The 21,551-nt window shown below is 58.5% G+C and carries 23 protein-coding genes; 20 read left to right on the top strand and 3 right to left on the bottom strand.

The window, feature by feature from the left end; genetic code table 11:
- Positions 1-11 precede the first annotated feature (11 nt).
- Both ALB80_RS06130 and ALB80_RS06135 read left to right on the top strand, forming a co-directional pair.
- Positions 12-890, top strand: a complete 879-nt coding sequence (locus ALB80_RS06130; RefSeq protein ID WP_050603157.1) for a 50S ribosomal protein L11 methyltransferase — start codon at positions 12-14, stop codon at positions 888-890.
- A 101-nt stretch (positions 891-991) separates the two neighbouring features.
- Positions 992-1,336 carry a hypothetical protein gene (locus tag ALB80_RS06135; protein WP_050603158.1) on the top strand — a complete coding sequence of 115 codons (345 nt, stop codon included), beginning with the start codon at positions 992-994 and terminating at the stop codon, positions 1,334-1,336.
- A gap of 104 nt (positions 1,337-1,440) precedes the next feature.
- Here the strand turns inward: ALB80_RS06135 and ALB80_RS06140 are convergent, their stop codons facing one another.
- On the bottom strand, positions 1,441-1,656 hold the full coding sequence (locus ALB80_RS06140; protein ID WP_050603159.1) for a DUF1127 domain-containing protein: 216 nt from the start codon (positions 1,654-1,656) through the stop codon (positions 1,441-1,443).
- Between the two features lie 335 nt (positions 1,657-1,991).
- Between ALB80_RS06140 and ruvC the strand changes: the two genes are divergently transcribed.
- The 18 genes from ruvC to ALB80_RS06230 all read left to right on the top strand — a co-directional run bounded on the left by ruvC (position 1,992) and on the right by ALB80_RS06230 (position 18,396).
- Positions 1,992-2,489, top strand: a complete 498-nt coding sequence (ruvC, locus tag ALB80_RS06145) for a crossover junction endodeoxyribonuclease RuvC (protein ID WP_050603160.1) — start codon at positions 1,992-1,994, stop codon at positions 2,487-2,489.
- Positions 2,486-3,163, top strand: a complete 678-nt coding sequence (gene ruvA / locus ALB80_RS06150; RefSeq protein ID WP_050603161.1) for a Holliday junction branch migration protein RuvA — start codon at positions 2,486-2,488, stop codon at positions 3,161-3,163. The genes ruvC and ruvA overlap by 4 nt, the downstream gene beginning before the upstream one ends.
- A gap of 4 nt (positions 3,164-3,167) precedes the next feature.
- On the top strand, positions 3,168-4,187 hold the full coding sequence (gene ruvB / locus ALB80_RS06155) for a Holliday junction branch migration DNA helicase RuvB (RefSeq protein WP_050603162.1): 1,020 nt from the start codon (positions 3,168-3,170) through the stop codon (positions 4,185-4,187).
- 63 nt (positions 4,188-4,250) lie between these two features.
- The gene (locus ALB80_RS06160; protein WP_050603163.1) at positions 4,251-4,874 is read left to right on the top strand and encodes a hypothetical protein; all 624 of its coding nucleotides are present in this window, start codon (positions 4,251-4,253) and stop codon (positions 4,872-4,874) included.
- A complete protein-coding gene (ybgC, locus tag ALB80_RS06165) occupies positions 4,871-5,254 on the top strand; it encodes a tol-pal system-associated acyl-CoA thioesterase (RefSeq protein WP_050603164.1) in 384 nt (127 codons plus the stop codon). Before ALB80_RS06160 ends, ybgC begins: the two co-directional genes overlap by 4 nt.
- Positions 5,255-5,364: 110 nt before the next feature.
- A complete protein-coding gene (gene tolQ, locus ALB80_RS06170) occupies positions 5,365-6,060 on the top strand; it encodes a protein TolQ (protein WP_050603165.1) in 696 nt (231 codons plus the stop codon).
- Between the two features lie 2 nt (positions 6,061-6,062).
- Positions 6,063-6,539, top strand: a complete 477-nt coding sequence (gene tolR / locus ALB80_RS06175; RefSeq protein ID WP_050603166.1) for a protein TolR — start codon at positions 6,063-6,065, stop codon at positions 6,537-6,539.
- Positions 6,540-6,548: 9 nt separating this feature from the next.
- Complete coding sequence (locus ALB80_RS06180; protein WP_050603167.1) at positions 6,549-7,652, top strand: energy transducer TonB; 1,104 nt, start codon at positions 6,549-6,551, stop codon at positions 7,650-7,652.
- Positions 7,649-8,968, top strand: a complete 1,320-nt coding sequence (tolB, locus tag ALB80_RS06185; RefSeq protein ID WP_050603168.1) for a Tol-Pal system beta propeller repeat protein TolB — start codon at positions 7,649-7,651, stop codon at positions 8,966-8,968. The genes ALB80_RS06180 and tolB overlap by 4 nt, the downstream gene beginning before the upstream one ends.
- Positions 8,969-9,040: 72 nt before the next feature.
- Entirely contained in the window at positions 9,041-9,547 is a 507-nt protein-coding gene (gene pal, locus ALB80_RS06190) for a peptidoglycan-associated lipoprotein Pal (protein ID WP_050603169.1), read from the top strand.
- A 4-nt stretch (positions 9,548-9,551) separates the two neighbouring features.
- Entirely contained in the window at positions 9,552-10,376 is an 825-nt protein-coding gene (gene ybgF, locus ALB80_RS06195) for a tol-pal system protein YbgF (protein ID WP_050603170.1), read from the top strand.
- A complete protein-coding gene (tilS, locus tag ALB80_RS06200) occupies positions 10,367-11,626 on the top strand; it encodes a tRNA lysidine(34) synthetase TilS (protein WP_253276827.1) in 1,260 nt (419 codons plus the stop codon). The genes ybgF and tilS overlap by 10 nt, the downstream gene beginning before the upstream one ends.
- Before the next feature lie 75 nt (positions 11,627-11,701).
- Entirely contained in the window at positions 11,702-13,618 is a 1,917-nt protein-coding gene (gene ftsH / locus ALB80_RS06205) for an ATP-dependent zinc metalloprotease FtsH (protein ID WP_050603172.1), read from the top strand.
- A 99-nt stretch (positions 13,619-13,717) separates the two neighbouring features.
- A complete protein-coding gene (locus tag ALB80_RS06210) occupies positions 13,718-14,314 on the top strand; it encodes an MOSC domain-containing protein (protein WP_050603173.1) in 597 nt (198 codons plus the stop codon).
- Positions 14,315-14,457: 143 nt separating this feature from the next.
- Complete coding sequence (locus ALB80_RS06215) at positions 14,458-16,134, top strand: formate--tetrahydrofolate ligase (protein WP_050603174.1); 1,677 nt, start codon at positions 14,458-14,460, stop codon at positions 16,132-16,134.
- A gap of 60 nt (positions 16,135-16,194) precedes the next feature.
- Positions 16,195-16,500: a chorismate mutase gene (locus tag ALB80_RS06220; RefSeq protein WP_050603175.1), complete on the top strand. Its 306-nt coding sequence runs from the start codon at positions 16,195-16,197 to the stop codon at positions 16,498-16,500.
- Between the two features lie 53 nt (positions 16,501-16,553).
- The gene (folD, locus tag ALB80_RS06225) at positions 16,554-17,444 is read left to right on the top strand and encodes a bifunctional methylenetetrahydrofolate dehydrogenase/methenyltetrahydrofolate cyclohydrolase FolD (protein ID WP_050603176.1); all 891 of its coding nucleotides are present in this window, start codon (positions 16,554-16,556) and stop codon (positions 17,442-17,444) included.
- 265 nt (positions 17,445-17,709) lie between these two features.
- Positions 17,710-18,396 carry a LytTR family DNA-binding domain-containing protein gene (locus ALB80_RS06230; protein WP_253276828.1) on the top strand — a complete coding sequence of 229 codons (687 nt, stop codon included), beginning with the start codon at positions 17,710-17,712 and terminating at the stop codon, positions 18,394-18,396.
- Between the two features lie 2 nt (positions 18,397-18,398).
- Here the strand turns inward: ALB80_RS06230 and pdeM are convergent, their stop codons facing one another.
- A complete protein-coding gene (gene pdeM, locus ALB80_RS06235) occupies positions 18,399-19,061 on the bottom strand; it encodes a ligase-associated DNA damage response endonuclease PdeM (protein ID WP_050603178.1) in 663 nt (220 codons plus the stop codon).
- A gap of 40 nt (positions 19,062-19,101) precedes the next feature.
- Complete coding sequence (locus ALB80_RS06240) at positions 19,102-21,513, bottom strand: ligase-associated DNA damage response DEXH box helicase (protein ID WP_050603179.1); 2,412 nt, start codon at positions 21,511-21,513, stop codon at positions 19,102-19,104.
- Positions 21,514-21,551 lie beyond the last annotated feature (38 nt).

The following is a 21,551-nucleotide window of genomic DNA, read 5'->3' on the forward strand; positions in this document are numbered from 1 at the left end:
AGGAGGCCCCGATGCCCACATTCACCGCGCTGACTACGTTGACAGGTAAAAAGGCCGCCGAAGGTCTGGGCGAAGCGATGGAGCGTTTGGAGCCGGAGCCCACAGGCGTTGGCGTATTCGAGGTCGAAGACGGCTCGGGCCTTTGGGAAGTGGGCGGCTATTTTACCGAAGCCCCGGACGAGACCGCACTGGCTGTTCTTGCCGCGGCGTTCGAGGCGAAGCCATTTGTCGTCTCAGAACTGCCTGAAACCGACTGGGTTGCGCATGTTCGGCGCGAGCTTGCGCCCGTCGAAGCAGGCCGGTTCTTTGTCTACGGCAGTCATGATGCCGACAAGCTGCCAGACGGCCGCATTCCATTGCTGATCGAGGCCGCAATGGCCTTTGGTACCGGACATCACGGCACGACGCTCGGCTGTCTCAAAGCACTGGACCGATTGCTGGACGACGGCTTCACCGCGTCGAAAGTGGCCGATATTGGTTGCGGTACCGCTGTTCTGGCCATGGCGGCGGCGCGCGTCTGGGACGGCGATGTCATTGCTAGTGATATCGACGAAGTGGCCGTCGATGTGGCCGAGGCCAACCTGAAAGCCAACGGTATGTCCGGTGCGGTTCAGTGTGTTGAAGCCGCAGGTTTCGACCATCCCGACCTAAAGGCGCACACCCCTTACGATCTGATCTTTGCCAATATCCTGAAAGGCCCCTTGGTGGCGTTGTCACCCGAAATCGCTGCGAATCTGCGTCCGGGAGGGTGTGCGATCCTGTCGGGAATCCTTAACGAACAAGCTGATGACGTGGTTTCAGTTTACTCTCAGAACGAGTTCAATCTTGCTCATAAGGGTGAGATTGGTGAATGGACGACCCTAATCTTAACCAAACAGGGCGTAAATTAGGCCATTTACAGGAGTTTTGTGGAATTTTGCCACGCTTTTGTCGCAATCTCTATTTACCGTTTTCTGATCAAAGTCGAGGGGGGCGGTTTTTGGAGGCTGCCATGACGGGAAAACAACTGGAGTTCGATCAGCGCGTAAATCGCCTGAACAAGAAGCATCAGAAGATGAGCCGGGGCTATCGCGCCACATTGCGTAAGGATGGTCTGGTGGTAATGCGGCCGCAGCGTGTCAGTTCGGCTGTGCCTGTAAAGGTGTTGCTGCTGACGCTTCTGGCCTTTTTTGCATTCAAAGCGTTTCTTTTGTCCCACCTGGGGCCAACAGGATACAAATATCGAATCGACAGTCTGAACGAGGGCACATCAGTTGAGAAAGCCGGTGCTTGGGTCATGCAGATCGACCCGGTATCGCAGGCGCTGTCCATTCAGATGAACAAGCTTCTCTACTGAACAAGCTTTTGAAGTAAAAAAACACCGCGTGCCTTGAGGCGCGCGGTGTTTCTGTTTTGCCCCTCAAGGGAGGAGGAAGGGGCAGATGTGAGTAGTGGTTGGTTTTAGAACCGACCCTGAGCGATGACATCAATGTCGCCACGGCACAGACCGATATCCTCAAGCTCGCGATCGGTCAGATCGGTCAGCGCGTTGCGGGTTACGCGGGCGTCATTCCATTCGATTGCGGCGTTTACCGCCGATACGAAAAAAGCGCCGATACGGCCAACGAGGCCAAACGAGCCGGTGGTAGCGATGCGGGTAGTGTCCAGTGCAGCCATATCCTGTTTCCTTCTGGTTTGTGTTCACTTTGCAATCTTGCGATCTGACCGCCATCTAGTGCCGCCATTTCGCTTGTACAAGTTCATTTTTTTGCAATTGTCCTATGCATTTTTTGCAATGCTTCACGAAGCTGAAATCCCCCTAAATAATTGGTAAAAATGCCTTAATGTAGGTGCCGCTTTCAGACATTTCTGAGGTCGCAAATGTGCTCCGGAGTCGCGCTAAGGACAGGTGTGTCGTTTTCAGACTTCGCGTCAATTCGCTTGGAAAATGTTCACGCTTCGTGCTAGGCGTTGAAAAAAGATCACAAAACCCGAGCAGGCCGAGGCAAAACATGCGAATTCTGGGCATCGATCCGGGGCTTAGGACCCTGGGATGGGGCGTCATCGAATCAAATGGCAGCCGCCTGAGCCATGTGGCCAATGGATTGTGCAAGTCGGATGGTGACGATCTGGGTGAGCGCCTGCTGTCTCTGCACAACCAGATTGTCGAGGTGATCGCCGATCACAAACCGGATCAGGCCGCCATTGAACAGACATTTGTGAACAAGGACGGGGCGGGTACGCTCAAGCTGGGCCAGGCGCGGGGGGTCGCGTTGTTGACACTGGCGCAGGCTGGATTGCCGGTGGGGGAATACGCGCCCAACCGAGTGAAGAAGACCGTAGTCGGCGTCGGCCACGCCGAGAAAGAGCAGGTCATCCATATGGTCAAACTGCAACTGCCGGGCTGTTCGCCAAAAGGGGCCGATGCCGCAGATGCGCTGGCGATTGCGATCTGCCATGCCTATTACGGAAAGGTGCAACAGGCGCGTGTGAAAGAGGTGCGGGCATGATCGGCAAATTGACAGGACGGCTCGATTACCGCGCGGCGGATCATGTTCTGATCGATGTCCGGGGCGTGGGTTATATCGTCTATTGTTCCAACAGGACGATGGCGGCGCTGCCGGGCGTGGGCGAGGCGGTCTCGATCTACACCGACATGGTTGTGCGGGAAGACCTGATGCAGCTTTATGGCTTTCTCTCCCTGGTCGAGAAAGAATGGCATCGCCTTTTGTGCTCGGTCCAGGGCGTCGGTGCAAAGGTATCTTTGGCAATCCTCAGTGCCTTGGGGCCGGATGGCGTTAGCCGCGCAATCGCTTTGGGGGATTGGGGAGCGGTCAAGGCGGCCAAAGGTGTGGGGCCTAAAACGGCGCAGCGGATCGTGTTGGACCTCAAGGACAAGGCGCCGGGGGTCATGGCCATGGGCGGCACTGTGACTGAGGCGATGGATGGCCCCGAGCTTGAGGTTGTGGAACTGGCCGAACCCTCGTCTGCGCCAAAACGGTCTGCGAAACCGCCATCCGGCGCGGCTGCCGCATCTGCCGGGGCTTTGTCGGCTTTGGCCAATCTTGGATATGGGCCGTCTGACGCAGCAGCAGCTGTGGCCGAGGCGGCTGCCAGCCAACCAGAGGCAGGCGAGACTGATCTGATCCGAGCCGCGCTCAGACTTCTGGCTCCGAAAGGGTAAGTGAATGGTAGATGCTGATCCCACGCTGCGCCCGGACCCTTTGCCCGAGGACAACGACCGCGCCTTGCGTCCGCAGGGGCTGGACGAGTTCATCGGTCAGGCCGAGGCCCGGGCCAACCTGCGCATATTCATCCAATCCGCCAGGCAACGTGGTGAAGCGATGGACCACGCCTTGTTCCATGGTCCTCCGGGATTGGGCAAGACGACCCTGGCGCAGATCATGGCGCGCGAGTTGGGGGTGAATTTCCGCATGACCTCTGGTCCGGTTCTGGCCAAGGCGGGCGATCTGGCGGCAATCCTGACCAATCTGGAAGAGCGCGATGTGCTTTTCATCGATGAAATCCACCGTTTGAACCCGGCGGTGGAAGAGGTGCTTTATCCCGCGATGGAGGATTTCGAGCTGGATCTGGTGATCGGCGAAGGACCTGCGGCCAGAACCGTGCGGATTGAATTGCAGCCGTTCACGCTGGTGGGGGCCACCACGCGGATGGGATTGCTGACAACGCCCCTGCGCGACCGGTTCGGTATTCCCACTCGATTGCTGTTCTACACCGTGGATGAATTGCACGAGATCGTCACCCGCAACGCGCGGAAGCTGGGCGCGCCTGCGGATACTGACGGCGCGCGCGAGATTGCGCGCCGGTCACGCGGAACACCCCGGATTGCAGGGCGGTTGCTGCGGCGTGTGGTGGATTTCGCTATCGTTGAAGGCGACGGTCGGATTACCCGGGAACTGGCTGACGGAGCCTTGACGCGGCTGGGTGTGGACCATCTGGGGCTGGATGGGGCGGACCGCCGGTATCTGAAGTTGATCGCCGAGAATTACGGTGGTGGTCCCGTCGGGATCGAAACGATGTCGGCCGCCTTGTCTGAAAGCCGCGACTCGCTGGAAGAAGTGATCGAACCCTATCTTTTGCAGCAGGGATTGATTCAGCGAACCCCGCGTGGACGGATGTTGGCGCAGAAGGCATGGACGCATTTGGGCATGGCCGCGCCCAAACGGCAGAGCGATCTGTTTGGTTGAAGCCTGCGTCCAGAGATTCTAAGCCTTCGGCGAGAGTATTTTTGAAAAGATGAAGGGCTGGGCGTGACACCGGATGAGATCGAGGCGCTGTTCACGCGCGAGAGCGGCGAGTTTCTGATTGCCCGTTGGGCGCGGCCCATCGTGCCGATCGTGTTTGGCGTCGAAGACAAGACGATGGCCACGGTGAAAGGCGCATTTGAGGCCGTTGTCACTCTGGCCGGACATAAGATGGCCGAGACCGATCCCGAGCTTGGCGCCAATTGCATGGTCTTCTTTTTCCGGGACTGGCAGGAACTGCTGGAAGTGCCGGATCTGGATCGGTTGGTCCCGGATCTTGAGCCTTTGGTCGAGCGTCTGGTGGCAGTAGATGCCAATCAGTACCGCATATTCCGGTTCGAAGAAGATGGCGCAATCCGCGCGGCCTTTGTGTTTCTGCGAATGGATCGGGAATTGTCCAAAGTTCCGGCGGAAACACTTGCGTTGAGCCAGGTGGTGCAGACTGTTCTGCTTTGGTCCGATACAGCCTTTCGGACGCAATCGCCGCTGGCTGTCGCGGGTGAGACGACGATCCTGCGCCCCGACATTGCCGCTCTGATCCGGGCTGCATATGATCCGGTCTTGCCGGGGGCGGCGCAGGATGCGTCTCATGCGCTCAGGTTGTTTGCCCGGCTGGAGCCTCCGCAATGAAACACATATACCCGGTTCGTGTTTATTACGAAGACACCGACATGGGCGGTGTTGTCTATCACGCGAATTACCTGCGGTATATCGAACGCGCGCGTTCGGACTGGGTGCGCAATCTGGGCAATGATCAGAACGCAATGCGGGAAGAGGGAGTTGTGTGGGTCGTCAGGAGGGTAGAAGCCGAATACCTTTCGCCTGCCAAGTTCGATGACGAGTTGATCGTCGAAACCGAAGTGACTGAAATCTCTGGTGTACGCCTGACGATGGCGCAACTGGTGCGACGTGGTGAGACCGAAATATTCCGCGCTTCGGTCACGGCTGTGTGCATCAACAAGGACGGCAAGCCGATCCGTCTTCCGGCAGAGATTCGCGCATTGATGTAACAATTTGCAGGCCAGAGGTGGTTCTGTTGGCATTTCAACCCCAACTGCGTTAGCGTTTGGCAAAACAAGGCCAAACGAACGGCCGTCAGGCAAAAACAAAGAGCAGGTTCATGGAAGCTGAAACGCTGGCGCTGGCGCAGGAGATCGATTTCTCCATGTGGGGGCTGTATGCCCGCGCGACCTTTGTGGTCAAATTGGTGATGCTGATGCTGATCGGCGCCTCCATCTGGTCCTGGGGGATCATCATCCAAAAGCTGATCAACTATCGGGCCGCACGGCGTGAGGCGCTGGTGTTTGATGAAAGTTTCTGGTCGGGCAACCCTTTGGATGAACTGTTCGATCAGACCGGAACACAACCGGACGGCAGCTCGGAAAAGATTTTTGCCGCAGGCATGATCGAGTGGCGCAGGTCACACCGAAATGATGGTGGACTGATCGCCGGAGCAACCGCGAGGATCGATCGCTCGATGGATGTAGCCATCGCGAAAGAGGCCGAAACCTTGCAGAAAGGGTTGCCCATTTTGGCCACGGTGGGCTCGACCGCACCATTCATTGGCCTGTTCGGGACCGTCTGGGGCATCATGAACGCCTTCATCGAGATTGCCGAGCAGCAGAATACCAATCTGGCCGTTGTCGCCCCCGGTATTGCCGAAGCGCTTCTGGCTACGGGGTTGGGTTTGTTGGCTGCTATTCCGGCCGTCATTTTCTATAACAAGCTCAGCGCCGATAGTGACCGGATTGTAGGCGGGTACGAGGCGTTTGCCGATGAGTTCGCCACCATCCTGTCACGCCAGTTGGACAGCTGACGATGGGGGCCGCGGTTCAGCAGTCGTCAGGTGGAAACGGGCGCAGACGCGGGCGGCGGCGTGGTCGCGCGCAGCCGATGGCCGAGATCAACGTGACGCCGTTTGTGGACGTCATGCTGGTGTTGCTGATCATCTTCATGGTCGCGGCACCTTTGCTGACGGTTGGTGTCCCAGTCGATTTGCCCAAGACCGCAGCCAGCGCATTGCCTGGTGACAACGAAGAACCTTTGACTGTGACCCTGACCGCAGAGGGCCGGGTACAAATCCAGACGACTGATGTGCTGCGCGAAGAGTTGATTGGCAAGCTGCGGGCGATTGCGGCAGAGCGAAGCAGTGACCGTGTGTTCCTGCGTGCTGATGGCGCGATTCCCTACGCGCAGGTTATGCAGGTCATGGGCGCGCTGAACGCGGGCGGGTTTTCCAACGTTGGCCTTGTGACCGATACCGGCGGGCCAACGCTGGACGAAGGTGGAGAGTGAGGTCGCGCGGTGGATACCGGCACCAAGATTTCGGCGATTGCGCATGTCAGTCTGATTGGCGTGGCACTTTTGGGTGGTACCTTTCGGTCCGAGCCGTTGCCGATGGCCGTACAGGATGTCTCCGTGATTACCGCTGAACAGTTTGCAGCCATGACTGCGCAGCGCGATGCGCCTGATGTTTCCGAGGTGCCGGCCGCTTTGCAACAACCGCCCGAGCCCGAGCAGGCCGAAACCAGACCGCCGGAGCCGGTGGTTGAGGAACAGCCGCGCTCCGAACCCGTGGTGCCTGCAGAACCCGACCCTGAACCCGCGCCCGTTATCGTCGAAGCCCCGCCAGAGCCCGAGCTTCCGGAAGAACCGCCCTCGTTGACCGAGCCGGAGGTGGAACCTGTTGCACAGCCCGTGCAGCCAGAACCCGAGGCGCAGCCACGTCCCGCTGACCGTGTCGCGCCCGAAGCGATTGCTCCTGCACCGCCCGAGGCAAAGCCGGATGAGTTTGAATCACCTCCTGTGTCCTTGGATGAGGGTGCTGAGGTGCAGCAGGAGCAGCAAGACCAGACTGCACCGGAAGAGGCCGCGCCTGAGATTGTAACCGAAGCGGAAGAGACTAAGGAGCCTCTGCTCAGTTCGCCTCGCCCGCGCACGCGCCCCAACCGGCCCAGTCCGCCACCCGAACCGGAAATTGCAGAAACGCCCGAGGCGGCTCCGGAACCTGAGGCGCAGGCTGATGAGACCGCGATCAACGACGCCTTGGCTGAGGCTTTGGGTGCTGGCACCGAGCCCTCGGGCCCTCCGCTCACCAGCGGTGAGAAGGATGCAATGCGACTGGCCGTGTCCAGGTGCTGGAACGTGGGTTCACTGTCTACGGATGCGCTGAGTACGGTGGTTGTTGTCGCGTTTTCGCTGAACCGAGATGGTACAGTTGTAGATGGCAGTATTCGGATGCTGGACAGTTCCGGCGGGTCCTCTGGTGCTGCCAATCAGGCTTATCAGGCCGCCCGGCGCGCAATTTTACGCTGCGGGGCCAAAGGATATGACCTGCCTGCTGACAAATACGCTCAGTGGCAGGATGTTGAGATTACATTCAATCCCGAGAGGATGCGGATCAAATGATGAAACTTCTGACCAGCCTCTTTGTCGGCCTGACGCTGATGTCCGCGCCGGTTTATGCCCAGAACAGCCCTCTGCGACTGGAGCTGGATCAGGGTATTATCGAACCTTTGCCCTTTGCGGTTCCCAATTTCGTGCCCGATGGCCCCTCTGCCGCGCAATATGCGCAGGATATTTCGCGCGTGGTGGCGGAGGACCTGACCGGGACGGGGTTGTTCCGTGAAATCTCATCGGATGCGTTCATCAGTCGGGTCAGCAGTTTTGAGGCGCCGGTTCAATTCGCCGATTGGAAAGCGATAAATGCCGATGCGCTGGTCACCGGAGCGGTCAATGTCTCGGGCAAGCGATTGACGGTCCGGTTCCGTGTTTGGGATGTGTTCTCGGGGCAAGAACTGGGCACTGGCCTGCAACTGGCAGGCACGACCGAAGGCTGGCGCCGTATGGCGCATAAGGTGGCTGATCAGGTCTATAGCCGGATCACGGGCGAAGGTGGCTATTTCGACAGCCGCGTAGCCTTTGTGTCGGAAAGCGGCCCCAAGAATCAGCGCCTCAAGCGGTTGGCAATCATGGACTATGATGGTGCGAATGTGCAGTACCTGACTGACAGTTCTGCCATCGTGCTTGCACCGCGCTTTTCGCCGACAGGCGACCGGCTGCTTTATACCAGCTACGAAAGCGGTAGCCCACGCATCTATGTTCTGGATGTAGGACGCGTCAAACGGCAGGAACTCAAAACCCAGGACGGCACTATGAGCTTTTCGCCCCGCTTCTCGCCGGATGGGCGATCGATCGTGTACTCGCTTATTCAGGGCGGTAACACGGATCTGTGGAAGATGGATCTGGCCTCGGGTCAAAGCACGCGCCTGACCAACACTCCCGCGATCGAGACAGCGCCCAGCTATTCCCCGGATGGTAGTCTGATTGTTTTTGAGAGCGACCGTTCCGGCACGCCGCAGCTTTATGTGATGCCCGCAAACGGGGGTGAGGCGACGCGGATCAGCTTTGGCGCGGGGCGCTATGGCACACCCGTCTGGTCACCGCGCGGCGACTTGATCGCCTTTACCAAGCAGAACAAAGGCCGGTTCCATATTGGCGTCATGCGAACAGACGGGTCGGAAGAGCGGTTATTGACGGCATCGTTCCTCGACGAAGGCCCCACCTGGTCGCCCAATGGCCGCGTCATCATGTTCACCCGCGAAACGCAGGGGGCGAGCGGCCGTGCCTCGCTGTATTCTGTGGATATATCGGGTCGAAACCTGCGCCCGGTGCGCACGCCGGATGGTGGCAGCGACCCGTCATGGGGGCCCTTGCAGAATTGATCGCAGCAAAGTTCACAACGAATCGCGCCTGTGGTAGACAGGCGGCAATAATCAAAACACGAGGCACTTGAAATGAACGTATTGAGCAAAGTCCTGGCGCTGGGCGCGCTGAGTGTGATCGCTGCCTGTGCAAACAATGACCCCTCCGCATTGGGGGGCGGTGGTGCAGGTGGAACCGGCGCAATCGTACCGGGTTCGCCGAGCGACCCGCGTTCGCCCGCGTATTTCCAGCAGACTGTTGGCGACCGTGTTCTGTTCGCTGTTGATCAGTCGACCCTGTCGCCGCAGGGGCAAACCATGCTGCAAGGGCAGGCGGAATGGCTGTTGGCCAATCCGGACTTTGTGGCCACCATCGAAGGGCACGCAGATGAGCAGGGCACGCGGGAATATAACCTGGCGCTGGGTGCGCGCCGGGCGAACGCCGCGCGCGAATACCTGATTTCGCGTGGAGTTGCGGGTAACCGCCTCAACACTGTCAGCTATGGCAAGGAACGTCCGATCGAGATTTGCAGCGTTGAGGAATGTTATTCCAAGAACCGCCGCGCGGTGACTGTGCTGACCGGTTCAACTCTGGGGTAAGACGATGCGTATTACAGGATGGGTTTTGGCGGCGGTCATGACGACTGCTGGTGTTGCACAGGCACAGGATCAGCAGACTCTGGCGGATATTCGTCAGGAGCTGACTGTGTTGCATGTGGAGATTCAGCGTCTGAAGCGCGAGTTTTCCACCACGGGATCGCCCGCACCGAACCTGTCCGGCAGTTCGATCCTGGAACGGGTCGATGCCATTGAAGCCGAATTGCAGCGCCTGACCCGTCAAACAGAACAGTTGAACCAGCGGGTGCAGAATATTGTTACCGACGGCACCAACCGCATTGGTGATCTGGAGTTCCGGCTAGTCGAATTGGAAGGCGGAGATTTGTCGACGCTGGAAGAGACCTCAACGCTGGGTGGTGATGCAGCGACCACGGAAACAGGTCCGGTAAACGTTGTAACACCCCCGTCATCGGATCAGGGTGAGTTGGCCGTTGGTGAGCGTGAGGATTTTGACGCAGCCTCAAAAGCTTTGGATGATGGCGATTTTCAGACTGCGGCTGACCTGCTTGCGCAATTCGAAACATCCTATCCCGGCAGTCCCCTTGCCCCAGAGGCTAATCTGAAACGTGGTCATGCGCTGGAAGGTCTTGGCGATACTCGCGAAGCGGCACGTGCGTTTTTGGCCAGCTTCACTGGCGATTCTGAGGGCGCATTTGCACCAGAGGCCTTGTATGAACTGGGCGCAGCGCTGGGGCGTCTGGGGCAGACCGATCAGGCCTGCATCACGCTCAACGAAGTTGGTGTGCGCTTTCCTTCTGCACCGGCGTTTGCCAATGCCACGCAAGAGATGTCCGCGTTGGGGTGTTCTTGAGCCGTCACTCCGACAAGTTGCTTGAAGAACTTCGCGCCCGGTTGCCCGAAAACTTGCCGCGCAAATTGGGTGTAGCGGTCTCGGGCGGCGGGGATTCCGTGGCCCTGATGCATCTGTTGCATGAGGTCGCACAGACCCAAATGACTACTCTTTTTATCGTTACCGTTGATCATGGGTTGCGGCCCGAGGCTGCACAGGAGGCTGAGAGTGTATCTCGGCAGGCCTCTGCCTTGGGTCTGTCGCACGAGACGTTGCGTTGGGCGGGCTGGGACGGGGCCGGCAACATGCAGGATCAAGCGCGACAGGCGCGGTATAGCTTAATGAGCAACTGGGCAAGAGACCGTGGAATTGGTGCCATCGCCTTGGGGCATACAGCAGATGATCAGGCGGAAACTCTGCTGATGCGCTTGGGGCGATCCTCTGGTGTCACGGGCCTGTCCGGCATGTCGGCAAGTCGTCAACTGGACGGCCTGACACTGCTGCGTCCGATGCTGGGGATGACCCGAGACGCCCTGCGTGCCTACTTGATTGAGAACAACGCGTCATGGGTTGAAGATCCTTCGAATCAGGACACACGTTTCGACCGGATCAAGGCGCGTGACGCCTTGTGCGGCCTCGAACCCTTGGGAATTGATGCGCTTTCATTGTCTCGAGTGGCGGACAATCTGGCGCAGGCACATGCGGCGTTAGGGGTTTTTGCGCAGGAATCCGCGCGGAACGTGGCGCAGGTTGTTCAAAGTGACGTGAAGGTGGACAGGGTCGGTTTCTCCGCGCTGCCCAAAGAAATCCGCCGCCGTGTTCTGGTTGGGATTCTCGCCTGGATCGCGGGACAGGGATATCCCCCACGTCAGGCCGCGGTCGGGCAAGCGATGGATGCTTTGGCGAAAGGACGGGCCGGGTCGGTTGCTGGGTGTCTATTGGTTCCAAAAGGTGAGAGTGTTTGGATTTGCAGGGAATTTAAGGCCGTGCAGGACCAGATGATCGCACCCGGCGACGTATGGGATGGAAAATGGAGCGTCAGCGGGCCCGCAACTGTCGGTGCTGAAATCCGAGCCTTGGGCGATGACGGGTTGCGACAGGTGCCGGAATGGCGCGAAACGGGACGCCCCCGACTTGCTCTGAGCGCAACGCCTGCTGTCTGGAAGGGCGAATCGGTGCTGGCTGCTCCGCTTGCGGGCCTGGCGAACGGATGGCAGGCCGACATTGCACCGGAATGGCCTGAGTTCTACGCATCTTTTTTATCGCATTGAACATACCACAATCCTCTCTATTTTAAGAAGTAACTTGGCAGCTTCTCACCTGCCGGAACTTTTGGGAGATTTTCCTTGGGCAACGCTCGCAATATCGCGTTTTGGGTCGTTCTGTTTCTGCTTATTCTGGCACTGTTCAATCTGTTCAGTGGATCAGGCGGAACGCTTCAGAGCAACGAAAGAACTTACTCCGACTTTGTCAGCGCCGTGCAAAGCGGTGAAGTCAAGAACGTGACATTGGATGGCGAGCAGATTCGCTACTCCACTGAAAGCGGTGCAACTTATGTCACGATCAAACCGACCGACGCCGAGGTAACAAAGCTGCTGATCGACGAGAACATCCCTGTTCAAGCGGTCAAGCAACAGCAGTCAGGCTTCCAATCCTTCCTGATCACGCTTCTGCCCTTCCTGCTGCTGATTGGCGTCTGGGTTTATTTCATGAACCGGATGCAGGGCGGCGGCAAAGGCGGCGCGATGGGCTTTGGCAAATCCAAGGCCAAGATGCTGACCGAAAAGCATGGCCGTGTGACGTTTGATGACGTGGCCGGCATTGATGAGGCCAAGGAAGAACTGGAAGAGATCGTTGAATTCCTGCGCAACCCGCAGAAGTTCAGCCGTCTTGGCGGCAAGATCCCAAAAGGCGCGTTGCTGGTTGGCCCTCCGGGTACCGGTAAGACGCTGCTGGCTCGCGCGATTGCGGGTGAAGCGGGTGTGCCGTTCTTCACCATTTCGGGTTCCGATTTTGTTGAAATGTTCGTGGGTGTCGGTGCGAGCCGAGTGCGCGACATGTTCGAGCAGGCCAAGAAGAATGCGCCCTGTATCGTCTTTATCGACGAGATCGACGCCGTGGGCCGCCATCGTGGTGCCGGTTATGGCGGGGGTAACGATGAACGCGAACAGACCCTCAACCAGTTGCTGGTAGAAATGGACGGGTTCGAAGCCAACGAAGGTGTGATCATTCTGGCCGCGACCAACCGTAAGGACGTTCTGGACCCCGCGCTGCTGCGTCCGGGCCGATTCGACCGCAACGTGACTGTTGGTAACCCGGACATCAAAGGTCGTGAGAAGATCCTGGGCGTGCATGCGCGCAAGACACCGCTTGGTCCCGATGTCGACCTTCGCATCATCGCGCGCGGGACGCCGGGCTTCTCGGGTGCTGATCTGGCCAACCTCGTGAACGAGGCCGCGCTGATGGCCGCCCGCGTTGGTCGTCGCTTTGTCACCATGGAAGATTTCGAGAACGCCAAAGACAAGGTGATGATGGGGGCCGAGCGGCGCTCGATGGTTCTGACACAGGACCAAAAAGAAAAGACTGCCTATCACGAAGCTGGCCATGCCGTTGTTGGTATGTCCCTGCCGCTGTGCGATCCGGTCTACAAGGCGACGATCATTCCGCGCGGCGGTGCGTTGGGCATGGTTGTCAGCCTGCCTGAGATGGATCAGTTGAACTACCACCGCGATGAGTGCGAGCAAAAGCTGGCAATGACGATGGCCGGTAAGGCCGCCGAAGTTATCAGATACGGTGAAGATCACGTTTCGAACGGTCCGGCTGGTGACATCATGCAGGCCAGCCAGCTGTCGCGCGCCATGGTGATGCGCTGGGGGATGTCCGACAAGGTCGGTAATATCGACTATGCCGAGGCGCATGAGGGCTATTCAGGCAATACCGCCGGATTCTCGGTTTCCGCCAACACGAAGGAAATGATCGAGGAAGAGGTTAAGCGCCTGATCCAGCAAGGATATGAGCGCGCGCATCAGATTCTCACCGAAAAGAATGAGGAATGGGAGCGTTTGGCACAGGGCCTGCTGGAGTATGAAACTCTGACCGGTGAGGAGATCAAGCGCGTCATGAATGGCGAATCGCCGACCGAAGGCGACGACGAAGGCGACAAACCGGATGAGGGCAGCGCGCCCAGTGTCACGGCCATTCCCAAGACAAAGGCCAAGAAATCACCGCCCGACGGCGGGATGGAGCCTGAACCGACCACATAGGTACCAAAGACCCGAGCCAAGGCTCGGGTCTTTTCTCTTTTCATCAGGCGTTTGCTGGGCATTATGCCCATTGAACTCCAGCGGAAAAGGGATGCGGGAATGCCATTTTTGCGTGAAACGGAATACGTAGGCGAAGTGGTCTGGCTGGGTTATGTCCTTGCCGGGCAGTCGCTACGGGCTGAATCGGTCCAGGCATTGGATTTAGATTTTGACGGAGCGTCAGGAGAACGGCACGCGGGGTTCAATCGAGCATCCTGCGTGCGGGTCAAGAACCTCTATCCCACAGGAACGGAAATCCGTAACGTACGTCAGTTGTCGGTTCTGTCAGCGGAAGAGCTTGACCAGATCGCGCAAGAGATAGGTCTGGACGTGTTGGCCCCTTCATATCTCGGCGCGTCAATCGTACTAAAGGGTATTCCTGATTTTTCACATATCCCCCCGTCGTCGCGTTTGCAGGTCAGCGGTGGTCTGACGATAACCGTGGACATGGAAAACGCGCCTTGCGTTTTGCCAGGGCGCGAAATCGAGGCGGATCAGCCCGGGCACGGCGTTGCGTTCAAACCTTCGGCGGTTGGGCGTCGGGGCATCACCGGCTGGGTCGAACGTCCCGGACGTGTTCAGGTGGGAGATCAGTTGAATTTATTTGTTCCCGATCAGCCCGACTGGGCTCCTTTGTCCGCTTTGGTTTCCGATTAGAAACCCCTGAAGCGGCCTTACGACGCTTCACGACACCAGAATGTCGGAATCCATGGCTATTGAGATTGTACACAAGGGTATGGATGCGCAGCGCCGGCGTTCTGCGTCGGCTATGCACGGTATTCAATCAAGGACCCCGGCCAATGAGCTACAAATCCGACATCGAAATCGCTCGTGAAGCGAACAAAAAGCCGATTCAGGAAATCGGTGCCAAGATCGGCATCGACTCTGCGGATCTGCTGCCTTATGGCCACGACAAAGCCAAAGTCAGCCAGGACTTCATCAACTCGGTTCAGGACCGTGAAGACGGCAAACTGATCCTCGTGACCGCGATCAACCCAACCCCGGCAGGTGAAGGTAAAACCACCACGACCGTTGGTCTGGGTGACGGCCTGAACCGCATCGGCAAGAACGCGATGATCTGTATCCGCGAAGCCTCGCTTGGCCCGAACTTCGGCATGAAGGGTGGCGCTGCAGGTGGCGGTTACGCACAGGTTGTTCCGATGGAAGAAATGAACCTGCACTTCACCGGCGACTTCCACGCCATCACCTCGGCTCACTCGCTTCTGTCGGCGATGATCGACAACCACATCTATTGGGGCAACGAAGCCGAGATCGACGTACGCCGCGTTGCATGGCGTCGGGTGGTCGACATGAACGATCGCGCCCTGCGTCAGATCACGGCGTCTCTGGGTGGTGTTTCGAACGGCTTCCCGCGTGAGACTGGCTTTGACATCACCGTGGCGTCGGAAGTTATGGCGATCCTGTGCCTGGCCAATGACCTGAAAGACCTGGAAAAGCGTCTGGGCGACATCATCGTTGCTTATCGCCGGGACAAAACCCCGGTCTATTGCCGCGACATCAAGGCCGAAGGCGCGATGACTGTTCTGCTGAAAGATGCCATGCAGCCGAATCTGGTGCAGACGCTGGAAAACAACCCGGCGTTTGTCCACGGTGGGCCCTTCGCGAACATCGCGCATGGCTGTAACTCGGTTATCGCAACCAAGACCGCGCTGAAAGTCGCTGACTATGTTGTGACCGAAGCTGGCTTTGGTGCCGACCTTGGTGCCGAGAAGTTCATGAACATCAAATGCCGCAAGGCGGGCATCGCACCGTCGGCTGTTGTTCTGGTCGCCACCGTACGCGCGATGAAGATGAACGGCGGCGTTGCCAAGGCTGATCTGGGTGCGGAAAACGTCGACGCGGTCAAGTCGGGCTGTGCCAACCTGGGCCGTCACATCGAGAACGTGAAGTCCTTCGGTGTACCGGTTGTCGTCGCCATCAACCACTTCGTCACCGACACCGATTCCGAGGTGCAGGCAGTCAGCGAGTATTGTGCCGAGCATGGCGTCGAGGCGGTTCTGTCACGTCACTGGGAACTGGGCTCGGAAGGGTCCGCTCCGCTGGCCGAGAAAGTTGTGGAAATCGTTGAAGGTGGCAGCGCCAACTTCTCGCCGATCTACCCCGACGACATGCCGCTGTTCGAGAAGATCGAAACTGTCGCCAAGCGCATCTATCGCGCGGACGAGGTTCTGGCCGACAACAAGATCCGCAACCAGCTGCGCGAGTGGGAAGAAGCAGGTTATGGCAATCTGCCGGTCTGCATGGCGAAAACGCAGTACAGCTTCTCGACCGACCCGACCCTGCGCGGCGCACCGACCGGCCATTCGGTTCCGGTGCGTGAGGTTCGCCTGTCCGCAGGTGCCGGTTTCATCGTGGTTGTCTGCGGTGAGATCATGACCATGCCTGGTCTGCCTCGCAAACCGGCTGCTGAAACCATCTGCCTTAACGACGCAGGTGAGATCGAGGGCTTGTTCTAAGCCGCTTTTTGAACCATCTCGTGGTCCGGGGATTCATTCCCGGGCCATGAGGAGATGATAATGCCCACTCTGACACCGCCCCAGCACTGTAACACGATGCAGGACCTGCGGGTTGAGATCGACAAGCTGGATCGCCAACTGATCGAGATGCTGGTGACACGCGCCAGCTATATCGACCGCGCGTCCCAGCTTAAGCCGGGAGAGGGCCTTCCGGCCCGAATACCGGCCCGCGTCGAAGAGGTGGTGCAACGTGTGCGCGCAAGCTCGGACGCGCTGGGGATGGACCCGGATCTGGCTGAAAAGCTGTGGCGTATTTTGATTGACTGGTCGATTGCGCGCGAAGAGCGCGTGATTGGCATCGACTGACTGATCGGGCGCTTTGTGCGCCCGATCTGTTTTTTGAAAGAAGGGATCGAAGAATGGTAGCTCAGGTTATCGACGGTAAAGCCTTTGCCGCGAAAGTACGCGGGCAAGTGGCCGATCAGGTCGCAAAGCTGAAAGAAGAAAACGGCATCACCCCCGGCCTGGCCGTGGTTCTGGTCGGCGAAGACCCGGCCAGCCAAGTCTATGTCCGGTCAAAGGGCAAGATGACTGTCGAAGTCGGTATGAACTCATACGAGCACAAGCTGGATGTGGAGACCTCGGAAGAGGATCTGCTGGCGTTGATCGACAAACTGAACAACGCCCCTGCCGTTCATGGCATTCTGGTTCAGCTGCCGCTGCCCAAGCACCTGAACGAAGATCTGGTGATCAACTCAATCGACCCGGCCAAGGATGTCGATGGCTTCCACATCTCGAACGTGGGCCTGCTGGGCACCGGCCAGAAATCGATGGTGCCCTGCACACCGCTGGGCTGTCTGATGATGCTGCGCGACCACAATGGCTCGCTGTCGGGCATGGACGCAGTTGTAATCGGCCGCTCGAACATCGTGGGCAAGCCAATGGCGCAGCTTTTGCTGGGTGACAGCTGCACGGTGACCATCGCACACTCGCGCACCAAGGACTTGCCCGACGTCGTGCGCCGTGCTGACATCGTTGTAGCCGCTGTAGGCCGTCCTGAGATGGTGCCGGGTGACTGGATCAAGGAAGGTGCCACGGTGATCGACGTGGGTATTAACCGCATCGAGCGCGACGGCAAGAACAAGCTGGTCGGCGACGTGGATTACGCCAGCGCGGCTGAGCGCGCGGGTGCGATCACTCCGGTTCCAGGTGGCGTAGGTCCGATGACCATCGCATGTCTGCTGGCCAACACATTGACCGCCTGCTGCCGCTCAAACGGCCTGCCAGAGCCTGAAGGCTTGACGGCATAAACACCTCAGGTCGGGCCGTTCCAATCGGCCCGACACTGCGCGCGGGGTCACTATGACTGGCCCGGCTGGCCAGAGACGTTGTGGCCACGAACCCGGATAGGGTTTTACAGCTTGAAAAATCGTGATATTCCTGTTTTCTCGTTTGTTTACAGGTCACAATGCCTTAGTGCCGTTCGCGCTTGGGTTAAGCACATTCAAAAGCAGTATGACGTCAAAACTAAGTGCGATACGAAGTGCATGTACTCCGCATCGAGTGACAGCGGGCGTGGTATTCCTTCCCTTGCTGGCATATGCGTTTCCGCCCTTTCTTGCGTTTGAACTGAGCTTTGGGTTGCGGCTTCTGTTTTGGACCGGGGTCATGGTTCTTGCACTTACGGTGACGGGGCTGGCCCGAAAACTCATGCAAAACAATCCTGCTTTGTTAAGAATTCCCCTTCGCGATCTGGCTTACGCTGGGTTGATCCTCGCGTTGTTTACGCCCTCGCTGTGGTTGTTGGCCTGGATTCTGTTTACGTTTGGGGGGCAGATGGCTCCGGGTGCGCAAACGGTTGCCGTCTATGGGGCGCTGCTGGCCGCAGGCTTGGTTTTTGTGCAACGCAATGACCCAACCACTGCGAAAGCAGCCGTGCCTAAGGCAGAGCAGCCACGCCTTGTCAGACGCCTTCCACCCGGCTTTGACGGTCAGATCTATCGCCTTACCGTGCGGGATCATAACGTGGATGTAGTGACCTCGGATGGGATATTCACACTCCGGTCGCGGTTCACGGACGCCATTGCCGAGATGGAGCTGGTTCCGGGCCATTGTTCGCATCGCTCACATTGGGTGACAGACGCCGCGATCGTGGGTGTCGAGAAAACAGGCGGCAAGACCTTTCTTAAGCTGGTCAACGGCGATCTGGTTCCGGTCAGCCGCAAGTATAAACCGATGTTGGAACAGGACGGTTTGATCTGACGCTAGCGCGGCATCGGTATCATCTGCGGGTGCGGGCCGGTCAGAATAGCCATGGCGTTCTGGTCCATGAGATCCGCTAGAACTTGATCAGAACTGCGCAACCCACCCGTGAAAGCACCGTAGGCAGGCTGGATCAGCCGTTTTTTATCTAACAAAAAGGCGGGTCGTGAAATGTGCCGCCCTTTTACCCTGATCTGCGCTTTTGGATGATAATGGCCGGAAACCTCTCCTTGCGCTTGGTCCTCTGCGATATGGCGAAAGACCATTGGACCGCAGCGCCATTCGAATAGATGGGTGCCGCCCAGCTCAATCGGTCCGGGGTCGTGGTTACCTTCGATCCATATCCATTTGCGTCCGGCCTGCAAGGCCGCGATCCGAAGCTTTTCGGTTGTAGGCAACGCTTGCGCGGCTTCAAGGTCGTCAAAGCTGTCACCCAGACACAGTACAGTTTCGGCGTTGGTGCGCTCCAAGTCACTCGCCAACCGATTCAGCGTCTCTCGGGTGTCGTAGGGGGGCAATGCAGGCCCACCGCGCCGCGCCATACGTTCGGATTTACCCAAGTGCAGGTCTGAGATACAAAGCAACTGGCGCTCGGGCCACCACAGAGCACCGGAAGGTAAAGCGCCGAGGCGCTGACCTGCAAAGGAAAACTCGCACACGTTCATGATCCGTTCTTGGCGTGTTTTTATGCCCGACGCAAGAGGATCAAAGCTGATCGAGCCCGGCTGTCTGCAACAGGCGCGCGCTTTCTTCGGCCAGCAAGCGTTCCTCTGCCGCGCCTTTGACCGGCACTTTTCCGACCTCAAGGAACAGTGGGGCGGACAGGGGTGAGATGCGATCCAGCCGTAGCAGATCAATGCGGTCGCCGATCCGGTCCAGCATCGTTTCAATCCGACCAAAATCGACCAGTCCGCGCATGGCTTCTTCGCGGGTGATCTGCATAAGCAAGTGATCCGGGTCGTGTTTCAGCAGGGTATCGTACAGAATATCCGATGAAAAAGTAGCCTGCCGCCCGCTTTTGCGTTGCCCGGCCGTGTTGCGTTCGATCAGACCCGCTATGGTGGCAGAGGCGCGAAATGTGCGTTTCATGACGGCGTTGCCAGCCAACCAAGTGTCCAGCCCGTCGCGCAGCGCGTCGCGTTGAAACAATGGTGTAGGATCGGTGACCGCATCCAGCCCCCAGATAAGCGTTGCGTAATCTGTCGCAACAAAGCCCATCGGGGCCAGGCCGGTATCCTCCATCCGTTTGGTCAGTAGCAGACCCAGTGTTTGCTGCGCGTTGCGACCGGCAAAACCGTATACGCATAGATGTTCCCGACCGTCGCTTTGAAAGCTCTCAATCAGCAGACGGTCGCGCTGAGGCAGGCGCGAGATCTGGCGCTGCAAGGCCAACCATTCCGCGGTATGTGGTGGCAATTGCGGCCAATCCTTTTGGGCAAACATGCGCAGAATACGGTCGCTGAGCTGGGTGGAAGTCGCAAATTTCGTGCCCGAGAAGGTCGCGATCTTGGGCTTGCGATCGGCACGACGGCTGACCTCAACCACCATTTCACGCAGGCCTTCATACCGCACGATTTGCCCGCCGATCAAAAAAGTGTCGCCGGGCGTCAGCGAGGCTGCAAAAGCTTCTTCGACCTCTCCCAACGGCTTGCCACCCCGGCTGCGCTTCAGGCGTACCTTGAGGGCGTCCGTGTCCTGAATCGTTCCTAAATTCATACGAATGCGCGACGCTGCACGTGGATCGCGCAACTGCCACTTGCCATCCGCACGTCTTTGCAGCCGTTGCCAGCGGTCATATATCCTCAGGGCGTAACCGCCGGTGGCACAGAAATCGACGCATGCGTCAAACTCGGGCCGGGTCAGATGCGCATAAGGCCCCGCAGCTGTCATTTCGACGTACAGATCGTCGGCGTCAAACGGTCCGGCACAGGTGGCAATCAGGATGTGCTGACACAAGACGTCTCGGGGGCCGGGGCCGCGGGGTTCTCCGTCAAGATCATGGGCCTTTGCGGCCTCAAGCGCGGCGACGCATTCAACCACTTCAAATCGGTTGGCAGGCACCAGCAGCGCCTTGGAAGGCGCGTTATAGCGGTGGTTGGCCCGCCCGATCCGTTGCACCAGACGTTTGACATTCTTGGGTGCTCCGATCTGGATTACCAGATCCACATCGCCCCAGTCGATGCCCAGATCCAAAGAACCGGTGCAGACGATGGCGCGCAAATCCCCCCGGACCATCGCCGCCTCGACCCGTTCGCGTTGCTGGCGGTCGAGGCTGCCGTGATGGATGCCAATGGGCAGGCCGTCTTCATTGGCCAGCCACAGGTTGTGAAAAAAAATCTCAGCTTGCGCGCGCGTATTGTGAAAAATCAGCGTGGTTTTGTGTTGCCGGATTTGCTCCAGCACCGCCGGGATTGCATAAGCTGCGCCACCGCCGGACCAGGGCGGCATCTCGACCGTTTCCAACATACGGATATCCGGGTCTGGGCCGGGATCTGCCTGCACGATCTGGCAGGGATCCGGGTGGCGGGCCAGAAAGCGGGCAATTGCATCAGGGTCTTCTACAGTGGCCGACAAGCCAACGCGACGTAGATCGGGGTTGAGGTGTTGCAGTCGCGCCAAAGCCAGCATCAACTGATCGCCGCGTTTGCTTTCGGCCAGAGCATGGATTTCATCGACAATGATCCGCTGTACACCATCGAACATACGTGAAGCATCTTCGTACGAAGTCAGCAGTGCGAGGCTTTCAGGTGTGGTCAGCAGGATATGGGGCGGGTCGACCCTTTGACGTTTCTTTTGCGTGGCCGAAGTGTCACCGGTGCGATCCTCGATCCGGATTGGCAGGCCGATCTCGTCCACCGGAGAACGCAGGTTACGTTTGATATCGGCCGCCAGCGCCTTAAGCGGTGAAACATAGATCGTATGCAATCCGCTATGGGCACCGTCAGCCAGCTGCACCAGAGAGGGCAGAAACCCGGCCATAGTCTTGCCGCCGCCGGTCGGGGCGATCAGCAAGGTCGCTTGGTCATGCGCCCGGTCGAACATCTCTTGTTGATGCGGGTGGAAGGACCAGCCTTTAGAGGAAAACCAAGCGCCAATCGAAGCGGGAATCTGCGTCATGAACACAGATTACTCGCCCAAAGAAGGAATTGGCAGGG

The sequence above is a fragment of the Ruegeria sp. 6PALISEP08 genome (genome assembly GCF_001238295.1).
Classification (GTDB): Bacteria; Pseudomonadota; Alphaproteobacteria; order Rhodobacterales; family Rhodobacteraceae; genus Ruegeria.

Excerpts from the sequence above, each read along its gene's own strand:
- ALB80_RS06130 (WP_050603157.1), top strand. The coding sequence starts at position 12 with ATGCCCACATTCACCGCGCTGACTACGTTGACAGGTAAAAAGGCCGCC.
- ALB80_RS06135 (WP_050603158.1), top strand. The coding sequence starts at position 992 with ATGACGGGAAAACAACTGGAGTTCGATCAGCGCGTAAATCGCCTGAAC.
- ALB80_RS06140 (WP_050603159.1), bottom strand. The coding sequence starts at position 1,656 with ATGGCTGCACTGGACACTACCCGCATCGCTACCACCGGCTCGTTTGGC.
- ruvC (WP_050603160.1), top strand. The coding sequence starts at position 1,992 with ATGCGAATTCTGGGCATCGATCCGGGGCTTAGGACCCTGGGATGGGGC.
- ruvA (WP_050603161.1), top strand. The coding sequence starts at position 2,486 with ATGATCGGCAAATTGACAGGACGGCTCGATTACCGCGCGGCGGATCAT.
- ruvB (WP_050603162.1), top strand. The coding sequence starts at position 3,168 with ATGGTAGATGCTGATCCCACGCTGCGCCCGGACCCTTTGCCCGAGGAC.
- ybgC (WP_050603164.1), top strand. The coding sequence starts at position 4,871 with ATGAAACACATATACCCGGTTCGTGTTTATTACGAAGACACCGACATG.
- tolQ (WP_050603165.1), top strand. The coding sequence starts at position 5,365 with ATGGAAGCTGAAACGCTGGCGCTGGCGCAGGAGATCGATTTCTCCATG.
- tolR (WP_050603166.1), top strand. The coding sequence starts at position 6,063 with ATGGGGGCCGCGGTTCAGCAGTCGTCAGGTGGAAACGGGCGCAGACGC.
- tolB (WP_050603168.1), top strand. The coding sequence starts at position 7,649 with ATGATGAAACTTCTGACCAGCCTCTTTGTCGGCCTGACGCTGATGTCC.
- pal (WP_050603169.1), top strand. The coding sequence starts at position 9,041 with ATGAACGTATTGAGCAAAGTCCTGGCGCTGGGCGCGCTGAGTGTGATC.
- ybgF (WP_050603170.1), top strand. The coding sequence starts at position 9,552 with ATGCGTATTACAGGATGGGTTTTGGCGGCGGTCATGACGACTGCTGGT.
- ALB80_RS06210 (WP_050603173.1), top strand. The coding sequence starts at position 13,718 with ATGCCATTTTTGCGTGAAACGGAATACGTAGGCGAAGTGGTCTGGCTG.
- ALB80_RS06215 (WP_050603174.1), top strand. The coding sequence starts at position 14,458 with ATGAGCTACAAATCCGACATCGAAATCGCTCGTGAAGCGAACAAAAAG.
- ALB80_RS06220 (WP_050603175.1), top strand. The coding sequence starts at position 16,195 with ATGCCCACTCTGACACCGCCCCAGCACTGTAACACGATGCAGGACCTG.
- folD (WP_050603176.1), top strand. The coding sequence starts at position 16,554 with ATGGTAGCTCAGGTTATCGACGGTAAAGCCTTTGCCGCGAAAGTACGC.
- pdeM (WP_050603178.1), bottom strand. The coding sequence starts at position 19,061 with ATGAACGTGTGCGAGTTTTCCTTTGCAGGTCAGCGCCTCGGCGCTTTA.
- ALB80_RS06240 (WP_050603179.1), bottom strand. The coding sequence starts at position 21,513 with ATGACGCAGATTCCCGCTTCGATTGGCGCTTGGTTTTCCTCTAAAGGC.